Below are 21,150 nucleotides of genomic sequence, written 5' to 3' on the forward strand. Positions count from 1 at the left end.
CTGTGGTTTTGCCGCAAACCACACCCAAACCCATGAGCAAAACTGTACAAGCCAACAGCCGCATCCGCTGGCGTTACCAACTGTTCCTCGCCGACGGCCATCGGGTGGAAAGTAATGAAGAGCCGCCGGGCGACATCCTGCAACTCGGGCAGGGTGAAATCCACCCCAACCTCGAAAATGCCCTGCTGGGGCTGCCTGAGGGTGAAAAAACCCGCCTGATCATCCTTGCCGACCAGGCTTTTGGGCTAACCGACCCCGACGCCATCCAGCAATTGCCGCGCAACCGTTTTCCGGAGGATTTTGCATTCAGCGCAGGCCAGATCATCAGTTTCGCCATTCCCTCCGGCGACGAAATCCCTGGCGAGATCCTGGAAATCGGCGCGGAGACAGTGACGGTTGATTTCAACCACCCGCTGGCAGGGCACAACATTAACCTGGAACTGGAAATCCTGGAGATTTACCCGGCATGAAATACCCCGATGCCACCTACATCGCCCAGACCCGCTGCTGGCTGGAAAACGTCGTCCTCAGGCACAACCTGTGCCCGTTCGCCCACAAGCCATTCAAGGGCGGGCAAATCCGCTACGTGGTCACCGACTCCGCCCGTCCGGAATTCCTGCTGGAAGACTTGCAACAGGAACTGGAATTCCTGCGTGCCACCCCGGTGGAGGTGGTGGAGACCACCCTGCTGATCCACCCCGGCACGCTGGAAGACTTCCTCGACTACAATGACTTCCTCGACGTAGTGGATGCGCTGCTGGTGGAAGAAGGCTACGAAGGTGAATTCCAGGTTGCCAGTTTCCACCCCGACTACCAGTTTGCCGACACTCACCCGAACGATGCCGAGAATTACACCAACCGTTCACCCTGGCCAATGCTGCACCTGATCCGCGAGGATAGTCTGGGACAAGCAGTCACCAGCTATCCTGATGTCGACGCTATTCCTGAGCGCAATATCCAGACCATGAATGTGCTGGGGACGGAGCACCACCGTCAGGTGCTGGAAACCTGTTTACACGCCGGAACCGAGAGCGAATGAAAGATCACGTCCACCGCATCCGCGAAGAGCTGCCCGCCGTTATCCTGTTCCTGCTGGCTATCTGGGGGGTATTTGTGCTCGACCGCTTCCTGCCGCTGGAACAGTATGGCCTGATTCCACGTGACTGGGGCGGGTTGGTGGGGGTGGTGACGATGCCGTTCCTACACGCCAATTTCCCCCATTTGTTGAATAACAGCGTGCCGCTGGCGGTGCTGCTGACTTTGCTGGCAGGGTCGCGGGCAGATTCACGGCTAGCGGTCATATTGGTCGCAGTGGCAGGTGGTTTGTTGTTGTGGCTGTTCGGGCGCGGCCATTCGCTGCATATCGGTGCCAGCGGGCTGGTGTTCGGGCTGGCGGTATTCCTGATCGTGTCGGGGATTCTGGAAAAACGTACCGTGCCGCTGCTGGTTAGCGTGTTCGTGGCGTTTACTTACGGAACCACCCTGCTGGGCGGCATTCTGCCGTGGCAGCCGGGCGTATCGTGGGACGGCCACCTGTTCGGCGGTATCGCCGGGGCGCTGGTTGCCTGGCTGCTGGTGCGCAAGAAAGTCTAGTAAATTCACCCAAGCCACATAATGTGGTGAGGTTTGAGGTATTGGCGGAATAGCTTCATACTACCCACCTGATTTATCTCACGCTGCAGAGGTTTGGCATGTCAGCGCACGCATTCAATCTGGATAATATCGACGACGCTGTATTCGACGCTTTCATGAACCTGCCCGAAAATATGGTGGGTGAAATCATCGCAGGTGAATTGCATACCGTGCCACGTCCTGCCCCAAAACATTCACTGGCAGGGTCATCCTTGGGGTTTTCCATCGGCGGGCCATTTCACCACGGCACCAATGGCCCAGGCGGCTGGTGGATTCTGGATGAACCAGAGCTGCATATTGAAGGGGATATTGTCGTGCCGGATTTGGCTGGGTGGCGTCGGGAGCGGATGCCGACATTGCCTGACACCGCCTGGTTTGAGGCAGTGCCTGACTGGGCGTGCGAAATTTTATCGCCACGCACCGCGCGCCATGACCGGGTGGTGAAAATGCCGCTGTATGCACACTGGGGTGTCCGCCACCTGTGGCTGGTTGACCCCGATTTGCGCGTGCTGGAGGCTTATGAGCTATCCGCCGGGAAATGGGTGTTACTCAAAGCCCTGCAAGAGGACGATGAGGTACAGCTACCGCCATTTGATGCGGCAGGTTTCAGTTTGGCTACATTATGGGGATGATCTGCCTCCCCCAAAACTAGACCGGCACACCGGATTCGCTGACTTTCGACAAGGCTTTCAGCACATCCAGACGGGTAATGACGCCAACCACGGTATTGTCTTCCATCACCGGATAACGGCGGTAAGGGTTCTCCATGAACATCTTGGCCACATTCAGGATATTGTCATCAGCATCCACCGTGCGGATGTCACGCGACATGCGTTCCCCCACCAAACCGCGCCAGCCGGAGTGATAACCGCTGCGCAAGGCCACGTCGATACAATCGGTTACTGACAGGATACCGACCAGATTGCCGAGGTTATCCAGCACTGCGCCGCCAAACAGGTTGCGCTCAGTGAAAATTTTGACGGCTTCGCGGATGTCCTGCTTTTCGCGCAGGGTCGCCAGACGGTTGGACATATGGTCACGCACGGACAATGATACTTTCGACATGATGGGACTCCTCTCCAGCTTGCTTATTCTGTTACGTCTGACTGTTGTGCACGCGCAGCTTCCTGCGCCATTTTTTGTTTACGTTTCTCACACGGATTAGAACAGGAACAATTGCTGTTTTCCATCCCCGGAATGGCAGACAAACCACCGCAACTGCCTTTTAGGCTCCTATTGCTAAATAACCAACCAATAGCCAATCCTATGACAGCCAGCACAAAAATAAGAAAAGTTAATAGAAAAATTTTCATACAAACTACCAGCTATCCCAGTAAATCATAATATTATCATGTTGCACTGCAAAAAATATTTCGTTCCAGATATTTTTGCGCTACTATCATTGTGGGCTGGGCAACCAGCCCAATTTCCTCCTAGCGGTTTGGGGCGAGTATCTCGCCCCACTTTTTTCACTAGAATTCAATCAGTTGCACTAAAAAAGTGCTTATCCGCCGAAGTCATCCAGCATGATATTTTCACGCTCCACACCCATATCCAGTAACATCCGAATGACAGCTGCATTCATCATTGGCGGCCCACACAGGTAATATTCGCACTCTTCTGGTGCGGAGTGTTCCTTTAAATAATTTTTATAAAGGACATCGTGAATAAACCCGACATACCCCGTCCAGTTATCTTCCGGTTGTGGCTCTGATAAACCCATATGCCAAGTAAAATTGGGGTTTTCAGCCGCCAGTGTGTCGAATTCATCGACATAAAAGGCTTCGCGCAAACTGCGCGCACCATACCAGAACGACATTTTACGTTTACTTTTGAGGCGGCGTAACTGGTCGTAGATATGGGAACGCATCGGAGCCATACCCGCACCACCACCGATAAACACCATTTCGTTCTCGGTCTTGCGGGCAAAGAACTCGCCAAACGGCCCAGAAACCGTCACCTTGTCACCCGCTTTCAGATTGAAAATGAAGGAAGACATCTGCCCCGGCGGCACATCCTTACCCGGTGGCGGGGTGGCAATACGCACGTTGAGCATGACGATGTTGTCTTCTTGCGGGTAGTTGGCCATGGAATAGGCGCGGATCACCGGCTCCTCAACATGTGATTCAATCTTCCACAGGTCGTATTTGTCCCAGTCATCGCGGAATTTTACCGGTATGTCGAAGGTCTTGAACGACAGGTCATAGGCCGGGCATTCGATCTGGATGTAACCACCCGCGCGGAAGTCGATACGCTCACCGGGCGGCAGTTCCAGCACCAGCTCCTTGATGAAGGTGGCCTTGTTGTCGTTGGAACGTACCGTACATTCCCACTTCTTCACGCCGAATACGTCTTCCGGCACTTCGATCTTCATGTCCTGCTTGACCGCGACCTGACAGGCCAGACGTTCACCACAGGCAGCTTGCCGACGGTTGATGTGGCTTTCCTCAGTCGGCAGTAAACCACCACCACCTTCCAGCACTTTTACCTTGCACTGGCCGCAGGTGCCACCGCCACCGCAGGCGGAAGAAACGAACAAGCCTTTGTCTGCCAGCGCACCCAACAGTTTGGAACCCGGCTTGACCACCAGATCCTTTTCGCCGTTGACCAGCAGGTGCACATCACCGGTAGCGACCAATCGGGAACGTGCCACCAGAATGATGGCGACCAACGCCAGCACGATCAGGGTAAACAGGGCAACGCCCAACATTACGGTTGTCATCAGTGTTTTCCCCTTCCCTTATAACTGAATACCGGAGAAGGACATGAAGCCAAGCGCCATCAGCCCTACCGTGATGAAAATAATGCCCAGACCCTGCAAGCCTTCCGGCACATCGCTGTACTTGAGCTTCTCGCGGATACCCGCCAGTGCCACGATCGCCAGCATCCAGCTGAAGCCACTGCCGAAACCGTAGACAACGCTTTCGCCGAAGGTGTAATCACGTTCCACCATGAACAGCGAGCCGCCCATGATGGCGCAGTTGACCGTAATCAGCGGCAGGAACACGCCCAGCGCGTTGTAGAGCGACGGCACGAAACGGTCGAGGAACATTTCCAGAATCTGCACAATCGCCGCGATCACGCCGATGTAGCTGATCAGGCCAAGAAAACGCAGGTCGACGCCTTGCAACAGTACGTTTTCCTTGAGGAACAGGTTCAGGATCAGGTTGTTGGCCGGTACGGTAATCGCTTGCACCACGACGACCGCAATCCCCAAACCAATCGCTGTCTCGATCTTTTTGGAGATGGCAATAAACGTACACATCCCCAGGAAGAACGTCAGTGCCATGTTCTCGATGAACACGGACTTGATGAATAAGCTCAGCATGGCTTCCATGATCAGTGTCTCCCCAAACCTTTGACTTCGTGGATACGGAAGTCATGACGTTCCTGCTGCTCCGGCTTTCTGGTACGGATCACCCAGATCAACAGACCGATAATGAAAAACGCACTCGGCGGCAGCAACAGCAAGCCATTCGGCACATACCAGCCACCATTTTTCACCAGCGGCAGGATTTCAAAGCCCAGCAGGGAACCGGAACCGAACAACTCACGGACAATCGCCACCAGAATCAGGATCAGGCTGTAACCCAGACCGTTACCGATACCATCAAGGAAACTCATGCCCACCGGATTCTGCATGGCGTAGGCTTCCGCCCGCCCCATGACGATACAGTTGGTGATGATCAGGCCGACAAAAACGGAAAGCTGTTTGGCCGTGTCGTAGGCGTAGGCTTTCATCACCTGATCGACCACGATAACCAGCGAGGCGATGATGGTCATTTGCACGATAATGCGGATGCTGCTCGGGATGTGGTTGCGGATCGAACTGATGGAAGCGTTGGAAAACGCCGTTACCGTCGTCAGTGCCGCGGCCATCAGCAGCGCCGTTTTCAGCGAGCTGGTCACAGCCAGCGCGGAACAGATACCGAGGATTTGCAGTGTGATCGGGTTATTGTCGACCAGTGGTGTGGTTATGACTTTCCTGGCTGCGCTGTTCATACGCCACCTCTTGTAAGATTTGATCGGGCTTTTTGCAGATAAGGGCCGAAACCATCCTGACCCAGCCAGAAGTGCAGCAGGTTATCCACACCGCGACTGGTCAGGGTTGCGCCGGAAAGCGCGTCAACTTCGTGGGCCGCCTTTTCGCCTTCGCTGGCAGCACCTTTGAGGATGCGAATAGCAACGTCACCGTTGGCGTTGAAAATTTGCTTGTCCGGCCATTTGGCTTTCCAGGCAGGGTTGTCGACTTCGCCACCCAGACCCGGTGTTTCCGCATGCTCATAGAAGCCGAGACCCACCACAGTGCTGGCATCCGCCTGCAAAGCCAGGAAGCCATACAATGTTGACCACAGACCGTAGCCATGCACCGGCAGGATGATTTTCTGCAACTGCCCCTGCGCATCCTTGACCAGATAGACCGTGGCGTATTTGGCGCGGCGCTTGATGGAAGCAATGTCCTGCTCTTTGCTCAGCACCACGTTCTGTTTGGGATCGACTGAAGCAGCACGGGCGTCGAAGGTAGCCGGATCAACGCCATCGACGTATTCGCCGGTTTGCAGGTCAACCACTTTCGGTTCAACCTGTTTGAACAGCTCGTCAACCGACTTGCCCGGCACCATCAGGCCGCCGATTTGCAGGATGTTGCGTTTCTTGTCCAGTGCCTTGTTCTGTTCCTGTACTGGTTTCAGCGCCACGGCAGCAGCGGAAACGGCAACGGAACAGACCAGGCACAGCGTCAGCGCGACGACGATGGTCTTCTGCTTGCTGTCGTTAGGCATTTCGAGGAATTTACGGAACATTACTTGCCCTCCCCGACGGTCGCCTGACGTTGCAGACGGCGTTTGATATTGGCCTTGATGACGGCGTAGTCAATCAGCGGTGCGAAGATATTGGCGAACAGGATGGCCAGCATCATGCCTTCCGGGAAAGCCGGGTTGACCACGCGGATCAGCACCACCATGACCCCAACCAGCACACCAAACCACCAGCGCCCGGCGTTGGTTTGCGATGCCGTTACCGGGTCGGTCGCCATGAACATCATGCCGAAAGCAAACCCGCCCGTGACCAGATGCCACCACCAGGGCATGGCAAACATCGGGTTGGTGTCGCTGCCAATAGTGTTGAACAGGATTGAGGTCATGATCATGCCGAACATGACACCTGACACGATGCGCCAGCTGGCAATCTTGGTGAAGAGCAGGAAAGAACCACCAAGCAGGATAGCCAGTGTCGAGGTTTCGCCCAATGAACCCGGCTCGAAACCGATGAACGCATCCCACCAGCTCAGGCCGCTTTGTGCCACACCCTGCATACCGTTGGCAGCAGCAATAGCCAGCGGTGTTGCACCGGTATAACCATCCGCCGCCACCCACACTGCATCACCGGACATGAACGCAGGGTAGGCAAAGAACAGGAAAGCCCGCCCCGCCAGTGCAGGGTTAATGAAGTTCTTGCCGGTTCCGCCAAACACTTCCTTGCCGAGAATGACCCCGAACAGGATGCCCAGCGCCACCATCCACAACGGAATCGTGGGTGGCAACACCAGTGAATACAGGATGGATGTCACGAAGAAACCTTCGTTCACCTCATGCCCGCGCACCAGTGCGAAGATCACTTCCGCAATCCCGCCGACAATGAACGTCGTCAGGTAGACCGGCAGGAAGTACAGCAAGCCATGCAGGAAATTCTGGAAGAAACTGTTCGGGTCATAACCAAACATATCCATGACCGAAGCACGCCAGCCTTCCGCGTGTTCCAGCCCCAGGGAAGCCATCGCCATGTTTGCCTGATAGCCTGTGTTGTAGCAGGCCATGAACATGACAGGGAAGGTTGCCAGCCAGACGTACCCCATGACCCGCTTCAGGTCGAGGGCATCACGCACATGCGGCGCGCCGATGGTACGATCCGGCGGGCTGTACAGCAGGGTATCGACCATTTCAAACAGGCCGTAATACTTGTGCCATTTACCACCAGGGGAAAACCTCGGCTCCACCCTATCGAGAAGCTTGCGCAGTTGACCAATCATGTCATTCCCCCTTTTCCAGCATCCGCAGGCATTCGCGCAAGGCAGGCCCGTATTCATACTTGCTGTGGCAAACGAAAGTGCACAGCGCAAGATCGTCTTCGTCCAGCTCCAGCGCACCGAGTTGCTGCGCCATCACGGTGTCACGCACCAGCAGCGAACGCAGTAACTGGGTCGGCAGGATGTCGAGCGGCATCACGTCTTCGTAGCTGCCAAGCGGTACCATCGCGCGGCGGCTGCCGCTTTGGGTAGTGGTCATGGCGTACTTTTGCTTGTGCGCATCCGGGCGCAGGAATACGTTCAGCGCGGAAAACTGCTTCAACCAAGGGTTCAACCAGTGCAGGAACTGGCGCGGCTGATCTTCGCCAATCACCGTTACCTGCACGGTATAGCGACCGAGGAAGGCACTCCAACCCGCTGCCCGGAAACCAGCCAGCGTCGAACCAGCGATGACACGGCAGTATTCGCAACCCAGGCGGTTTTCGACGATCTGGTCAGTGCTTGCCCCCATGCGGGTACGGATCAGACGTGGTTTGGTCACAACCGGGCCAACCATTGACACCACCCGGCCTACAGACAGCTCGCCAGTCGTGAACAGTTTGGCCATCGCGATCACGTCCTGATAGCCGATATGCCATACCGTCCTATGCTCACTGACCGGATCAAGGAAGTGGATGTGGGTACCTGGCAATCCCGCCGGGTGCAAGCCCGACCATGTGTGGTAACTGATATTGGCAGCATTCGCCTTGGGAATGCTCGCACCTTCCTTGTAATTGACGAAAACTTTCGGAGCCAGCTTCGCCAGCAATTCCAGCCCTTGCTGAAATGCCTCTGCCTGCTCGGCGATGATCACAGCGGGGTCAGCAGCCAATGAATAGGTGTCGATGGCCGTTACAAAGATGGAAGCAGGTGTGCTGTCAGCCTTGGGGACTTTGCTGTAAGGACGGGTGCGGAAGGCAATCCACTGGCCGGAATCCAGCAATTGCTGCCGGATTGTTTCCGCATCCAGTGTCGACAATTGTTCAGAGGAATAGGCCGGGAAGCTGACTGCCTCCTCGTTTTCATCCAGCTCGATGACGACCGAGTTGAGTACCCGTTTCGCCCCCCGGTTAATCGCCTTGACCACGCCGCCGCCCGGCGAAGTGAAGTTGACTCCTGGACTTTTGCGGTCAGTAAACAGAACCTGCCCGCGTTTTACCCGATCGCCTTCCTGTACCTGCATGGCAGGGCGCAAGTCGTGAAAGTCACGCCCCAGCACGGCTACCTTATCAGGTTCAGGATGCGCATAAATCTTCTGTTCCGGTTTGCCCTTGATAGGCAAGTCCAGACCTTTCGTGATTTTCATGTGCTGCACCAACGCTCAAAGAGAGGAACTGCGCCCGTTCGCCGACCACGCTCTTTAGCCAGCAATCACACGCGCTGTAAGATGCGGATTATCGTAAAGTGTCGACAATGTTGCAAGCGCACATGGGTTTTTTTGCTTATTTTTGGCTGAATTTGGTAAAAATTGTCAGCATCATGCCCTTCCCCCTTGTGGGGAAGGGTCGGGGATGGGGGGGCTAAAAGTGCAGCTTTAAAAAAACAACGCCACCTTGGCTTCCTGACGATACTTGTGAAGCAACGGTTCAGTATAACCATTCGGCTGCTCACGCCCCTTGAACACCAGATCACAAGCCGCTTTGAACGCCACGCTCTTGTCGAAGTTACCGCCCATTTTGGTGTAAGTCGGGTCACCGTCATTCTGCGCATCCACTTTCACCGCCATGCGCTTGAATGCCTCCATCACCTGCTGCTCGGTGCAGATGCCGTGATGCAACCAGTTGGCCATGTGCTGGCTGGAAATACGCAGGGTGGCGCGGTCTTCCATCAAGCCCACATCGCTGATGTCAGGCACTTTGGAACAGCCAACACCTTGGTTGACCCAGCGTACCACGTAGCCGAGAATGCCCTGTGCGTTGTTGTCCAGTTCCTGCTGGATGTCTGCTGCGCTCCAGTTCGGGTTTTGCTCCACCGGAATGGTCAGAATATCGTCGATGTTGGCACGCGGACGGCTCTTCAGCTCTTCCTGACGCGCAAACACATTGACCTTGTGGTAGTGCAGCGCGTGCAATGTGGCCGCCGTCGGCGATGGAACCCACGCTGTATTCGCGCCAGACAGCGGATGGCCGATCTTGGTGGCCAGCATGTTTGCCATTTGGTCAGGGATTGCCCACATGCCCTTGCCGATCTGCGCATGACCTGGCAGGCCGCATTCCAGACCGATGTCGACGTTCCAGTCTTCGTAAGCCTTGATCCAGGCGGACGACTTCATGTCGTTCTTGCGGATCATCGGGCCAGCTTCCATTGAGGTGTGCATTTCATCGCCAGTACGGTCGAGGAAGCCGGTGTTGATGAACACCACGCGCTCTTTGGCGGCGCGGATGCATTCTTTCAGGTTGACGGTGGTGCGGCGCTCTTCATCCATGATGCCGACCTTGAGGGTGTAGCGCAGCAGGCCGAGAGCGTCTTCGATGCGCCCGAACAGCTCGTTGGTGAAAGCCACTTCTTCCGGCCCGTGCATTTTCGGTTTGACGATGTAGACCGAGCCGGTGCGGGAATTGGCGAATTTGGCGTCGCCCTTGAGGTTGTGGATGGCAATCATGCCGGTCATGTAGCCGTCCATGATACCTTCGGGAATTTCGTTGCCGTCTTTGTCCAGGATTGCCGGGTTGGTCATCAAGTGGCCGACGTTACGCACGAACAGCAGGCTGCGCCCCGGCAGGGTGATGGTGGAGCCGTGGGCAGCAGTGTATTCGCGGTCAGGATTCATGGCGCGGGTGAAGGTCTTGCCGCCCTTGCTCACCTGTTCGGTCAGGTCGCCCTTCATCAGCCCCAGCCAGTTGGTGTAAACCAGCACTTTGTCCACGTCGTCAACGGCGGCGACGGAATCTTCGCAGTCCATAATAGTGGTGAGGGCGGCTTCCATCAGGATGTCGTTGACGCCTGCGGCATCTTCCTTGCCGATCGTGCCACTACGGTCAATCTGGATTTCAAAGTGCAGGCCATTGTTGCGCAGCAGGATCGCGGAAGGCGCTTCTGCATCGCCCCGGTAGCCAACAAACTGGCTGCCGTCACGTAGCCCGACCACGGAACCGCCGATCATATCCACCACCAGCGTCCCGCTTTCGTCCACGCGGTAACCGCTGGCGTTGTGGTGGGAGAGGAAGGAGAGTGGCGCGGCTTCGTCGAGGAAATTGCGTGCAAATTCAATAACTTTCTTTCCGCGCACCGGGTTGTATACTGTGCCTGCCTCCGCGCCATCGCTGGATGAAATTGCATCCGTGCCGTACAGCGCGTCATACAGGCTGCCCCAGCGGGCATTGGCGGCGTTGAGGGCGAAACGGGCGTTCATCACCGGCACGACCAGTTGCGCGCCTGCTGTGGCGGTGATTTCCGTATCCACATTCGCGGTCGTGACCTGAAAGGCTTCACCTTCCGGCAGTAAGTAGCCGATGTCTTGCAGGAAAGCTTTGTAGGCGGCGAAGTCAAATGCACCCTTGTTAGCCAGATGCCATGCGTCAATCCTGGCCTGGATGTCGTCGCGTTTGGCCAGCAATTCACGGTTACGTGGAGCCAAGTCGCTGACGATGGCTTCCAGACCCGCCCAGAAATTTTCCGCGCTCAGGCCAGTGCCCGGCAATGCCTGCCTGGTTACGAAATCATGCAGAAGTGTTGACACTTGTAAGCCGCCAACCTGAATCCTGTCACCCATTAGTCACGATCCTCAAAGAAAATAAACAAAATTGTCGACATTAGTAATTACCGGGTTATAACCTAAATCTCAGTTGCCGCAAAAATTGGAATTCTCAATAATGAGGATTAAGATTCAACATGTAGATGTCCCGACGAACTGACAGTGTTGGCGGTATCGGGGGGAACAGCGTTTCCTATATACTTTTTGATATGAATCAACCACGACACTTACTGTTTCTGCACCGACTCGCCTGTTTGGCGGCAATCAGCGTCATACTGGTCGGCATTTTAGTGTTGGTCGGTTGGAAAAGTGATATGCCAGCGCTGTATCGGGTAGCGCCGGATTTGCCCCCCATGAGCCCTGCAACCGCGTTTTCCTTCATTTTTACCGGCATGGCTTTGTTGTTGCTCCAACCGGAAAAGCCCGGCGCATTCCAGTTAATGGTGGGGCAAGTGTTGGCGGTAGGGGGTATTTTGCTCGGCTTGTTGATGCTGCTGAAGTTTGTTTCAAGGGAAGCGGCAACGGCGTTTGAGTCAGTGATGTCAGTGGTGGGGCTATCCACCTTGTCTTCCCTGCCATCGTCGCCACAGACGGGGCTGGCCTTCATCCTCACCAGTACCGGTCTGTTATTGCTCAGCCTTAACCGCCCGAAACTGGTGAATGTGGCGCAATGGTCTGCCTTGTTCAGCGTGATGGCACTGGTGGTCGTGTTCTTTGGTTATGCCCATAAAGAAAACATGTTTTATGTCTTTGCCGACGACGTGGGGATAGCGCTGCACACGGCGACCGCTTTCGCCCTGACTGGCTGGGGCATTATCTTGGCGAAAGTCGAAAAAGGCTTTTTCAGTATTATGGCCAGCAATGGGGCGGGCGGCCTGGTTGTCAGGCGGGTCATTATCCTGATGGCGCTGTTTCCGCCCCTGCTGGGCTGGCTGCCAGTGCTGCTGCACTCTTCTTGGCTGACCCATACCCAGGTTGAATCCATGCTGGCCGCCGTGATGGTGCTGATTGTTGTTGCCATGGTCATCCGCCTCGCCTACCGATTGGAGGCTGAAGAAACCTTGCGCACCGGTGCGGAAGACTCTGCCCGCCAGCACCAGGCCAACCTTGCCCACATGGTGCGCCTGAACATGATGGGGGAAATGGCTTCCGGCATTGCCCACGAACTCAACCAGCCGCTGGCGGCGGTTGCCAATTATGCGGGAGCCTGCCAGCGTATGATCCACGCGGGGCAGGATGCCCAACGTTTGCTGGAACCGCTGGATGGTATTCAGAAACAGGCCCGACGAGCCTCGGAAATCATCCGCCGGTTGCGGGCGTTCGTGCGCAAACAACAACCGCATAAAATCCAGACCAGTCTCGAACATGTGATCCATGAGGCTTTGCTGCTCATCAAAACCTCTGGCGGGAAACACAATATTCCCTTGATGCTGGAACTTTCGGATTCAGTACCTGACATCAAAATGGATGCGATCCAGATCGAACAGGTCATCCTGAACATCGTGCAAAATGCCGTCGATGCGATGAATGAAACTGCCAGTCAATGCCGTCAGGTCATGGTGCGCAGTTTCGTCAACCCCGAGGGGATGGTGCAGGTAAACATTACTGATACCGGCCCAGGCATGGATGCAGCACTCAGGGAATGTATCTTCGACGCCTTTGTTACCACCAAAGGGCAAAAAGGCATGGGGATTGGCCTGTCGCTATGCCGTTCCATCATTGAAGCGCATGGCGGGCGTTTGTGGGTGGAGTCGGAAGCCGGTCAGGGCGCAACGTTTTCGTTTACCCTGCCGGTGGAGTGAGGGTAGCCCCCTCCTAAACTTAATTGAAAGCTTGGCCAGCCTTGAAACCCAGTTTTTTCAGGATCATGGCCAGTGGGCAGAAGCCGGTGAAAGCAGATTGCAGCAGGTTCAGGCCGATGAAAGCCAGCAGGATGATGCTGACGGTCGGGAAGCCCAGGTAGCCAAGCAGCAGGGCAAACAGAATCATGCCGCCAGCGAAAGCCAGTACAACGCGATCAATACTCATGGTGTGTTCCTCTTTGCGTATCAGATGTTTAAGTTAGGGGTTCAATAAGACTCAAGTATATTAGGGATCGTTAATAAACACAATTGAGCCTTTTCAATGCGGTATAACCGCTTGTCCGTAATCATGCCCCTTTGGTAAGAGACAGGCGAAATTTCCATGATGACATTCAAACACCTGCTGGCAGCAGGCGTGCTGGGCTTGGCCGCTGGCGCTTTCGGCATGAATCTCTGGCATGGGCATCAATATCCGGGGCGTCCCTTGTTCGTGGAAATCACCAATATGCGTGAAGCCAATATTCCTCTGCTAAAAATAGAACACGGCAATGACTTCAGCCAGGAAAAAATCCTCCTCACCCAGTTGCAGGTCGGGGAAACCCGCATCGTCACCCTCAACCACGCGCCGGGCAAGGGCTACAGTGTGGAAGCCCAGCTGGCCGATGGCAAAAAGGAGGAAGCCTGCGTAGGCAAAATGTCGGATAGCTGGGTGAACCGGGTTATCATTACCGGCAACGGTATTTTCAGTAAGGATTAGCCTGCGGCGTCACTTATTTTTCATACAAGGTATCCTGCCACGTTAACCCAACGCTGACCCGGTTATCCGAGGTTGTTAGGGTATCATCCTTGATGTAGGCTGCCCGCGCAGCGACATTCCGGTTGATCTGCCAATTTAGCTGCAAGGTCTGGCGTTTGGGGTTGGCGTCGTTGACCAGGTTGGCTTCGTCCGCCAGCACCTGTGCGCCATTGCCGCTGAGTTTGTTTTCCAGCGACAGTTTTTCCAGCCGGTAGCTGAGTTGCAGCTTGCCATAACTCACGCTGGGCGTTACCGCGTAGGCCAGATGGTCGCTATCATAAGCAGCCTGACGGGTAGTATCGCTCAATGTACCGCTGGATTGCGCCTGGGCGGCTTCATAGCGCAAGGCAGCTTCGATGCCGTGCTGTTTCGGGGCAGTGATATTGAACCATGACCCTGCCATTTGGGTGTTGCCAGTGAACCGCACATCAGTCAGGGTAACGCCGCTGGGGGTGTGGGAGTGGTCGGTGGAAAAATAGCGGTCATCGCTGCGTTTCACCGCATCCGTCTGCATGGCCCACACGCCACCTTCCATGTTCCAGCCCGCCCGTTCATGGCTCAGTTTGGCGTATACATCTTGCGCGCCCTCACCGCTGGTGGCAGGGAAAAAATCGCCGTTCCACACTTCCACGCCGATTTCGCTGTTGCTGGTAGGTTTGCCCGCCAGCCGCACACCGGTGTCGTGGATGCTGCGCCCCCAAAAGGCATCGGCCAGCAGGGTGCTGTCGGCAAAGGTATCCAGGCTGGGGTGGTGGTGGGCTGCGTGTGAGAAGGCCGGTTCCAGCAAGCCTGCGCTCACCGTGACGGGTTTGTGGGTGGCGGGGGTGTAATCCAGCGCCAGGCTTTCCAGCTCCACCTGCGTCGTGCCGTCATTATGTACGCCGACTTTGGCGCTGACCCTGGTTTGTTCACCCAGGCGGTGTGAACCCCACAGGATGGCGTCATCGACTGTGCTGCCTTTTTCCGCCGGTAGGGCATGGCCGCCCATCATCACGCCGGGGATGCGCCACAGGCCGTTGCTGTCCGCCGCTCCCCGGGAATTCCAGGTGATGCTGGCGGCAGCGCCGATTGTGCTGTGGCTGTCGTTAGTTGCGCTGGCGTGATGATCAGCAGGGGTGGGGGCGGAGCCGTGGGCGGAAGCGCCCAATGGTAATGCGAGCAGGGAAATACTGGTCAGGAGTCGGCGCATGGTTCAGTTCCAGGGGTTGGCGAAACGCGGGTTGGTCACAAAGTCGGTGTCGGTGAGGCTCTCCAGAAACGCCACCAGATCCTGTATTTCCTGTTCGGTCATGCCGATGGGGCGCACGAAACTGCTTTTGTTGGGGTTAAGCCGCCCGTCCCCGGCATTGGGGCCAGCCGTAATGTTGCGCCCGCCCGCATTGTAATGGCGCACTACCTCTTCCAGCGTGGCGATACTGCCATCGTGCATATAGGGCGCGGTCAGGGCAATATTACGCAAGGTCGGGGGGCGGAAACGCCCCATGTCTTCGGGTTTGGAGGTAATTTCATAAATGCCTTGCCCGCCTTCCGGGTAGCCACCCTTGCCATCAATGTTGTAAAGGCCGTTGTTGAAAAAGACTGCGCTGGCAAACGTCTGGGTGCGGTCAAAGGAAGACTGGGTAAAGTTCATGCCGTCATGGCAGTGGAAACACTCGGTCTTCTCATCAAAAAACAGCCGTAATCCGCGCAAGGCGGAAGCGGAGAGGGCGTTCGGGTCACCAGCCTCATGCTTGTCGAACGGGCTATTGAAGCTGTTCAGCCCACGCCCGAAACTGGCCAGCGCCTTGACGATATTGTCGAAGTTGACCGGATCGGTTTCGCCCTGAAACGCCTGGGCAAACAGGTCGGCATATTTTGGCTCGGCCTTGAAGCGCGCCAGCACGGTCGCCTTGTTACTGTCATTGATGCCCAGTTCCACCGGGAATTCGCCAAACATCGGAATGGGTGCTTGCTGCTCCAGCGAGACCGTGGTCGGGTTCCCCCAGTTGACTGAGGCATTGTAGGCAATGTTGACCAGCGCCTGTGAATTGCGCGGATGCATCATGCCGGTTGAACCCAGCGCCTGCGTCACCCCATCCGAAAACGCCAGCGACTGGAGATGGCAGGATGCGCAGGCTTTCGTGCCATTGCCCGACAGCCGGGTGTCGTAGAACAGGTGTCGGCCAAGCTGGAATTTTGCTTCCGTTAGCGGGTTGGTGATGGGAACTACTGGCAAGGGGTAGCCTGCTGGTATGTTCCAGTTGAAATCGCGGCTGGCGAAGGTTGTCCCGTCACCCGTGTCGATGGTGGTATGGCTGGCCTTTTGCGGGCAACCCGCCAGCAGCAACGCACAGCCCGTGAGCAGGGCTGCGCTGGTTGCGGTATGCAGGAAAGTGGCTGTTTTCATCCGTTACTGGATACTGAACGCCTGTTGCGCGCCAGGGGTAGCGCTGCCAAGGCTGTGGGCCAGGCCGAGGTTGTTGAAAATGGCCGGGCAGTCCTTGTCATCCTGCGCCGACATACAACCCACCGCGCTGCCGGTGTCAATGTTGATATTGGTTCCGGCAATGGTTTTGGCGTAATCCAGTACAACAGTGCTGGTGGTAGAACCCGTTACCGTGATGCCGCTTAGTGCAACCATTGGGCGGTTAGGGCTGGTGCAGGTGACGACCGCGCCGGTGGCGGCGTCGCCAGTACACCCCGTGGAACCCAGATGCAGGTTGAAGGTTTTGGTGGTGGTGGCGTCAAGTTTTGTTACCAGCAGGGTCGGGTTCACATCCAGACGCATGAACTTGTGGCCGGACTGCCATGCCCAGAACATCCCGGCACGGTTGTAAGGCGCGCGCGACTTGCTGGCGTCGTGGTGGTTGGCGGCGGAAGGCACACCAACGGTGAACTCAATGCCGGTCACGGTGGCCGGGTCAACCGCAGCCTTGAGCTTGACTTGCTTGTTGGTGGGTTTGGCCGCGCCGGAGCAAGAGTCGGTCTTGTCCTGGAAGTCCAGCATGGCCACGCCGTATTGCGGATCCTGGAAGTCGTTGTCATCCAGCGTGGTGCTGACGCTTTTGCCATCACTGGTTTTCAGGGTGATGCCGTGAATGTAGAAGGCGAAGTCACTGATTTTGCCGCTGTCGCCGGAAGTTCCCAGCCCGGTCAGGGTGGCGTCGCAATTGATGTCGGTTGTACCGGATTTGGCCGCGAAAGGAATGGTCAGGCTGGTGGTTGCCGCCGCCGTTGTGCTGCTGTTTGCGCTGGAACTGCTGCTGTCGCTGCTGGAACCGCCGCCACACGCCGTCAGGAATAATGCGCCAGCGACTGCCAGCCCGGTTTTCAGTGATGTTGGTTGTTTCATGCTCTCATCCCTTTGGGTTTGATAAATGTCAATTCAGGTTGGTCGCATGAAACAGCAAATTGTGTGCCAGAAATTATTTACCTATTTATCATTGTCTTACATTTTTATGTTGATCAAGCTGCGTGAAATAACGCAGAAAAGGGCGTTATTTCACGCAGCTTGAAAGTGTTATCCCGGCATTGGGCAGGGATTGCCTTGTTGGTGCTTCCAATCATGGGATAAGCTTTGCAGAATGGTTTCAAGGCAGGCATAACGTAGCTAACCAGGCAAGGGAGAATGAACAGGATGGAACGTTTTACCGTATCGCTGGATGATGGGCTGGCGCAACAGTTCGGCGAATTCATGGCGCAACACGGTTACAACAACCGCTCAGAGGCGGTGCGCGACCTGATCCGTTCCCGGCTGGAACAGGAACGCCTGCAACAGCCGGTCGCGGAGGGCTATTGCGTCGGCACGCTGACCTATGTTTACAACCACCATGAGCGCGAACTGGCCAGCCGCGTTACCCAGTCCCATCATAACCACCACGATCTGACGGTCGCCATGCAGCATGTGCATCTGGATCACGACAACTGTCTGGAAACGGTCATCCTGCGTGGCCCGGTACAATCCGTGCAGGCGTTTGCCGATCAGGTCATCAGTTCGCCCGGTATCCGTCACGGCAGACTGCACCTGATCCCGGTGGATGCCGAACCCGCCAGCCACACGCACGGCAAAGCGCCGTATGCCCCGCAATTCCAGCACCTGCATTTCCGCCCGATTACCTGAATCATTACCGGATTTTGACCAATGGATTGTATGGACACTCTCATGTAGCAGAACTACACTGAAACAGGAATTCATACGAATTTTATTTTCTTCATACCGAGGGAGTATAACCATGCACATTCCTGATTCGATGTTACAAGGCGCTGTTTGCCCGGTAACGGCAGCATTCAGCGTGGCAGGCGTTGCCGCCGTTGCGTGGCTGGTGATGAAAGCCGAACACAAACCCACAGCGGGGCGTTTTGCCGCCATCGTGGCGCTGATCTTTGCCGGACAGATGATGAATTTCCCGATCATGCACGGTACATCCGGGCACTTGCTGGGTGGGGTGCTGGCCTCCGCCGCGTTGGGTACGCCGCTGGGTGTATTGGCGATTGCACTGGTTGTCACCGTCCAAAGCCTGGTGTTCTTGGATGGCGGTGTAACCGTGTTGGGGGCGAATGTTTTCAACATGGCTCTGATCGGCGCGGGCGTGGGGGGCTGGTTACGGCAGCGGCTGGCAGGCTCACTGGGGCAATACGTTTCCACCGCCGTGGCGGCCTGGTGCTCAGTGGTATTGGCCTCCGTAGCGGTCAGTCTGGAATTGGTCATCGACGGTCAGGCTGCGCCCGGAACGGTATTCCCGGCCATGGTTGGGACTCATGCCCTGATTGGGCTGGGTGAAGCCGTCATTTCCGTGGCAGCAGTTGCGCTTCTGCTTAACGGTTTGGCTGCAACTGAAGGCAAAGCGCATGTTGCCGCCCCCCTGCTGGCAGCAGCGCTGGTGGCCTTGCTGCTTAGCCCGTTTGCATCCGGTTTCCCGGATGGGCTGGAATGGGTCGCCGGAAAATACCAGTTCCTGCATGAATCTGCGCCTGCCTTTGTTGGCGCGATGCCTGATTACACCGTAGCAGCCATCAGCAATGCAAGCCTGTCAACCGGGGTTGCCGGTCTGGCGGGTGTCGTGATTTGTTTTGTGTTGGGGTTTGGCCTGTTGCGGTCGATGCAGGGAGCAACACGCTGAAATTTCATGGTCAACACTAAAAAGGGCGGCTTTGGATAAAGCCGCCCGTGCTGGGAAATCAACAGCAGTCCGTTTTAGTTGGCGGGTGCTGCCGCCATCGCTTCCTTCTGCATCTTGACCACCTGTTCCCACTGTTCCGGGGTTAGCACTTCGCGCATGTAATCACTGCACTTGGCTTTTTGTTCGGCCAATGTGCGGCGCATGGCTGCCGTTTCATCAAATTGTTTCATCAACTCTTCCGCACTTGCCCCATTCATGGAGGCTTCCGCCAGCGCCTGCTCGGCGGCGATGATGTTCTTGACGGCTTCGGCGGCCTTTGGATTGTTTTCGTTGTACCAAGCATCCGCTTTGGCTTTTTGCTCGTCGGTCATTTTGAGGTTGTCCGCCTCCTTCTTGATGATCATCATGTAGTTGGGCAGCGGGTTGGCGTGCATCATATTTTTCATGAAAGCCTGCTTGGCCGCGGCTTCAGCGTCCATTGGTGCGGCAGCATCAGCGGCGTGCATGGCGTGCATGGCTGGGGCAGCCGGTGCGGTGGTGGCGGTTTCTTCAGCGAAAGCTACGTTGGACAGGGCGGCGGAAAGCAGCAAATAACTGATGGGTTTCAACATGGGGTTTCTCCTGGCTCAAGATGTTTGAATTCATTAGGGTTAACGTGAAAAGCTTGAGTGTAACAAACGGGAATTGCATTGCGGATTGTCAAAGCGGGTGGAAAAGGCCGGGGCGGCTTTGGGAGACACCGCCCCGGAGGAGCACTAGACGAGGGTAATTATAGTTGTTACCGGTCGGGATTGGCTTTCACGGGTTCCGGTTCCATATCCCCGTGAAATTCCAGCCACATCACATTGATGATGCCGAACGCGCAAGCGAGCAGCACCCCTAAAATCCATGCGAAATACCACATGATCAAACCTCCTCAATAAACCGAATGGTCGTTGTCGCGGATGAACTGCACGGTGTATTTGCCCCACAACTGTTTGTAACACCAGAAGGTGTAGAACAGGATGATGGGGACAAAAATCACCGCAGCCCAGAACATGATCGCCAGCGTCAGGTAGCTGGACGAAGAATCCCACAGCGTCAGGCTATGGCTGGGGTTGAGGCTGGAAGGCATCACGAACGGGAACAGCGATACCCCGGCGGTCAGGATCACCCCCGCCACCGACAGCGAACTGCACACGAACGCCAGCACCGCGCGGTTAGCCCCGGCCAGCAGAAATGCGCCCAAAGCCCCCAGCAGGCCCAGCGCCGGAGCCAGCATGGCAGGCGGGAACGCCGCGTAGTTCGCCAGCCACGCGCCCGCTTGCGGCATCACCGTTTTCGCCATCGGGTTCGGCAGTGAGTCGTGCGGCGGCGCTTGGGTAATCGCGTAACCGTCAATCCCCGCCCACAGCCAGACACCAGCCAGCGCGAAAGTGATGAACACGCCCAGCCCGGTCACTTGCGCCGCCGTGCGGGAACGCCCGTACACCGCCGCATCGGTGCGCATCATCAGGTAAGTCGCGCCCTGCATGGCGAACATCAGCAGGCTAACAATCCCGCTCAGTACCGCGAACGGATGGAACAGGCCAAACAGTTGCGCCTTGCCATCCACCCGCAGGAATTCATCAAACTGGAACGGCACGCCCAGGAACAGGTTGCCAAACGCCACCCCGATCACCAGCGGCGGAATCACGCCAGCCGCCACCAGCCCCCAGTCCCAGGTATTGCGCCAGGTCGGGTTTTCAATCTTGGAACGGTAATCAAAGCCCACCGGGCGGAAGAACAGTGAAAACAGCGTCAGCACCAGCCCCCAGTACATCATGGAGAAAGCCGCACCAAAGGTAATCGGCCATGCCGCGAAAATTGCCCCGGCAGCAAGGATCAGCCACACCTGATTGCCATCCCAGTGCGGGGCAATGGCGTTGATCGCCACCCGGCGCTCCTCATCGGTTTTGCCGACATAGCGCAGCAACGCGCCCACGCCCATGTCGAAGCCATCGGTCAGGGCAAAGCCGATGAACAGCACGCCCACCAGCACCCACCAGATCAGCTTGAAAGTTTCGTAATCAAATATCATCTGC

The 21,150-nt window shown here is 56.3% G+C and carries 24 protein-coding genes; 8 read left to right on the top strand and 16 right to left on the bottom strand.

What is annotated here, in order from left to right:
- The first annotated feature begins 32 nt into the window (after nt 1-32).
- The 4 genes from THINI_RS14815 to THINI_RS14830 all read left to right on the top strand — a co-directional run bounded on the left by THINI_RS14815 (nt 33) and on the right by THINI_RS14830 (nt 2,264).
- The gene (locus THINI_RS14815) at nt 33-470 is read left to right on the top strand and encodes an FKBP-type peptidyl-prolyl cis-trans isomerase (protein WP_002709362.1); all 438 of its coding nucleotides are present in this window, start codon (nt 33-35) and stop codon (nt 468-470) included.
- Nucleotides 467-1,039, top strand: a complete 573-nt coding sequence (locus THINI_RS14820; protein WP_002709363.1) for a DUF1415 domain-containing protein — start codon at nt 467-469, stop codon at nt 1,037-1,039. Before THINI_RS14815 ends, THINI_RS14820 begins: the two co-directional genes overlap by 4 nt.
- Nucleotides 1,036-1,593, top strand: coding sequence for a rhomboid family intramembrane serine protease (locus tag THINI_RS14825; protein WP_002709364.1), 558 nt, complete (start codon nt 1,036-1,038; stop codon nt 1,591-1,593). Before THINI_RS14820 ends, THINI_RS14825 begins: the two co-directional genes overlap by 4 nt.
- 98 nt (nt 1,594-1,691) lie before the next feature.
- Entirely contained in the window at nt 1,692-2,264 is a 573-nt protein-coding gene (locus THINI_RS14830; protein ID WP_002709365.1) for a Uma2 family endonuclease, read from the top strand.
- A gap of 16 nt (nt 2,265-2,280) precedes the next feature.
- Here THINI_RS14830 and THINI_RS14835 read toward each other — a convergent pair whose 3' ends face one another.
- The 9 genes from THINI_RS14835 to THINI_RS14870 form a co-directional block, all read right to left on the bottom strand.
- Entirely contained in the window at nt 2,281-2,697 is a 417-nt protein-coding gene (locus THINI_RS14835) for a CBS domain-containing protein (protein WP_002709366.1), read from the bottom strand.
- Between the two features lie 23 nt (nt 2,698-2,720).
- Entirely contained in the window at nt 2,721-2,945 is a 225-nt protein-coding gene (gene nqrM, locus THINI_RS24435; protein WP_002709367.1) for a (Na+)-NQR maturation NqrM, read from the bottom strand.
- Between the two features lie 191 nt (nt 2,946-3,136).
- Nucleotides 3,137-4,354: an NADH:ubiquinone reductase (Na(+)-transporting) subunit F gene (gene nqrF / locus THINI_RS14840; RefSeq protein WP_002709368.1), complete on the bottom strand. Its 1,218-nt coding sequence runs from the start codon at nt 4,352-4,354 to the stop codon at nt 3,137-3,139.
- Between the two features lie 18 nt (nt 4,355-4,372).
- The gene (nqrE, locus tag THINI_RS14845; protein WP_002709369.1) at nt 4,373-4,969 is read right to left on the bottom strand and encodes an NADH:ubiquinone reductase (Na(+)-transporting) subunit E; all 597 of its coding nucleotides are present in this window, start codon (nt 4,967-4,969) and stop codon (nt 4,373-4,375) included.
- 2 nt (nt 4,970-4,971) lie between these two features.
- Nucleotides 4,972-5,634 (bottom strand): NADH:ubiquinone reductase (Na(+)-transporting) subunit D, encoded by a 663-nt coding sequence (locus THINI_RS14850; RefSeq protein ID WP_002709370.1) that lies wholly within the window; start codon nt 5,632-5,634, stop codon nt 4,972-4,974.
- Nucleotides 5,631-6,434, bottom strand: coding sequence for a Na(+)-translocating NADH-quinone reductase subunit C (locus THINI_RS14855; RefSeq protein WP_002709371.1), 804 nt, complete (start codon nt 6,432-6,434; stop codon nt 5,631-5,633). Before THINI_RS14855 ends, THINI_RS14850 begins: the two co-directional genes overlap by 4 nt.
- Entirely contained in the window at nt 6,434-7,657 is a 1,224-nt protein-coding gene (locus THINI_RS14860) for an NADH:ubiquinone reductase (Na(+)-transporting) subunit B (RefSeq protein WP_211207036.1), read from the bottom strand. The genes THINI_RS14855 and THINI_RS14860 overlap by 1 nt, the downstream gene beginning before the upstream one ends.
- Before the next feature lie 4 nt (nt 7,658-7,661).
- The gene (locus THINI_RS14865) at nt 7,662-9,002 is read right to left on the bottom strand and encodes a Na(+)-translocating NADH-quinone reductase subunit A (protein ID WP_002709373.1); all 1,341 of its coding nucleotides are present in this window, start codon (nt 9,000-9,002) and stop codon (nt 7,662-7,664) included.
- A gap of 228 nt (nt 9,003-9,230) precedes the next feature.
- Nucleotides 9,231-11,408, bottom strand: coding sequence for a malate synthase G (locus THINI_RS14870; protein WP_002709374.1), 2,178 nt, complete (start codon nt 11,406-11,408; stop codon nt 9,231-9,233).
- Nucleotides 11,409-11,704: 296 nt separating this feature from the next.
- Between THINI_RS14870 and THINI_RS23560 the strand changes: the two genes are divergently transcribed.
- Nucleotides 11,705-13,192, top strand: a complete 1,488-nt coding sequence (locus tag THINI_RS23560) for a sensor histidine kinase (RefSeq protein WP_050988062.1) — start codon at nt 11,705-11,707, stop codon at nt 13,190-13,192.
- 19 nt (nt 13,193-13,211) lie between these two features.
- On the opposite strand, the gene THINI_RS14880 is transcribed toward THINI_RS23560, so the two are convergent.
- Nucleotides 13,212-13,418 carry a YgaP family membrane protein gene (locus THINI_RS14880; protein WP_002709376.1) on the bottom strand — a complete coding sequence of 69 codons (207 nt, stop codon included), beginning with the start codon at nt 13,416-13,418 and terminating at the stop codon, nt 13,212-13,214.
- A 156-nt stretch (nt 13,419-13,574) separates the two neighbouring features.
- Between THINI_RS14880 and THINI_RS14885 the strand changes: the two genes are divergently transcribed.
- A complete protein-coding gene (locus tag THINI_RS14885) occupies nt 13,575-13,949 on the top strand; it encodes a hypothetical protein (RefSeq protein ID WP_002709377.1) in 375 nt (124 codons plus the stop codon).
- A 13-nt stretch (nt 13,950-13,962) separates the two neighbouring features.
- On the opposite strand, the gene THINI_RS14890 is transcribed toward THINI_RS14885, so the two are convergent.
- The 3 genes from THINI_RS14890 to THINI_RS14900 are packed head-to-tail and all read right to left on the bottom strand — an operon-like array spanning nt 13,963 to nt 17,319.
- Nucleotides 13,963-15,177, bottom strand: coding sequence for a porin (locus THINI_RS14890; protein ID WP_002709378.1), 1,215 nt, complete (start codon nt 15,175-15,177; stop codon nt 13,963-13,965).
- A 3-nt stretch (nt 15,178-15,180) separates the two neighbouring features.
- Complete coding sequence (locus THINI_RS14895; RefSeq protein WP_002709379.1) at nt 15,181-16,374, bottom strand: methanobactin export MATE transporter MbnM; 1,194 nt, start codon at nt 16,372-16,374, stop codon at nt 15,181-15,183.
- Nucleotides 16,375-16,377: 3 nt separating this feature from the next.
- Complete coding sequence (locus THINI_RS14900) at nt 16,378-17,319, bottom strand: MbnP family copper-binding protein (RefSeq protein WP_002709380.1); 942 nt, start codon at nt 17,317-17,319, stop codon at nt 16,378-16,380.
- 285 nt (nt 17,320-17,604) lie between these two features.
- On the opposite strand from THINI_RS14900, the gene nikR reads away from it, so the two are divergent.
- Together nikR and THINI_RS14910 are read left to right on the top strand one after the other, a co-directional pair.
- Complete coding sequence (gene nikR, locus THINI_RS14905) at nt 17,605-18,087, top strand: nickel-responsive transcriptional regulator NikR (protein ID WP_002709382.1); 483 nt, start codon at nt 17,605-17,607, stop codon at nt 18,085-18,087.
- A gap of 112 nt (nt 18,088-18,199) precedes the next feature.
- Entirely contained in the window at nt 18,200-19,087 is an 888-nt protein-coding gene (locus tag THINI_RS14910) for an energy-coupling factor ABC transporter permease (RefSeq protein ID WP_002709383.1), read from the top strand.
- Nucleotides 19,088-19,161: 74 nt separating this feature from the next.
- On the opposite strand, the gene THINI_RS14915 is transcribed toward THINI_RS14910, so the two are convergent.
- The 3 genes from THINI_RS14915 to cydB all read right to left on the bottom strand — a co-directional run bounded on the left by THINI_RS14915 (nt 19,162) and on the right by cydB (nt 21,146).
- Nucleotides 19,162-19,698, bottom strand: coding sequence for a hypothetical protein (locus THINI_RS14915; RefSeq protein ID WP_002709384.1), 537 nt, complete (start codon nt 19,696-19,698; stop codon nt 19,162-19,164).
- Between the two features lie 167 nt (nt 19,699-19,865).
- Nucleotides 19,866-19,991, bottom strand: coding sequence for a cytochrome bd-I oxidase subunit CydX (gene cydX / locus THINI_RS24440; protein WP_002709385.1), 126 nt, complete (start codon nt 19,989-19,991; stop codon nt 19,866-19,868).
- 12 nt (nt 19,992-20,003) lie between these two features.
- Nucleotides 20,004-21,146 carry a cytochrome d ubiquinol oxidase subunit II gene (gene cydB, locus THINI_RS14925; protein ID WP_002709386.1) on the bottom strand — a complete coding sequence of 381 codons (1,143 nt, stop codon included), beginning with the start codon at nt 21,144-21,146 and terminating at the stop codon, nt 20,004-20,006.
- Nucleotides 21,147-21,150: the final 4 nt, after the last annotated feature.

The organism is Thiothrix nivea DSM 5205, from assembly GCF_000260135.1.
Lineage (GTDB): Bacteria > Pseudomonadota > Gammaproteobacteria > Thiotrichales > Thiotrichaceae > Thiothrix > Thiothrix nivea.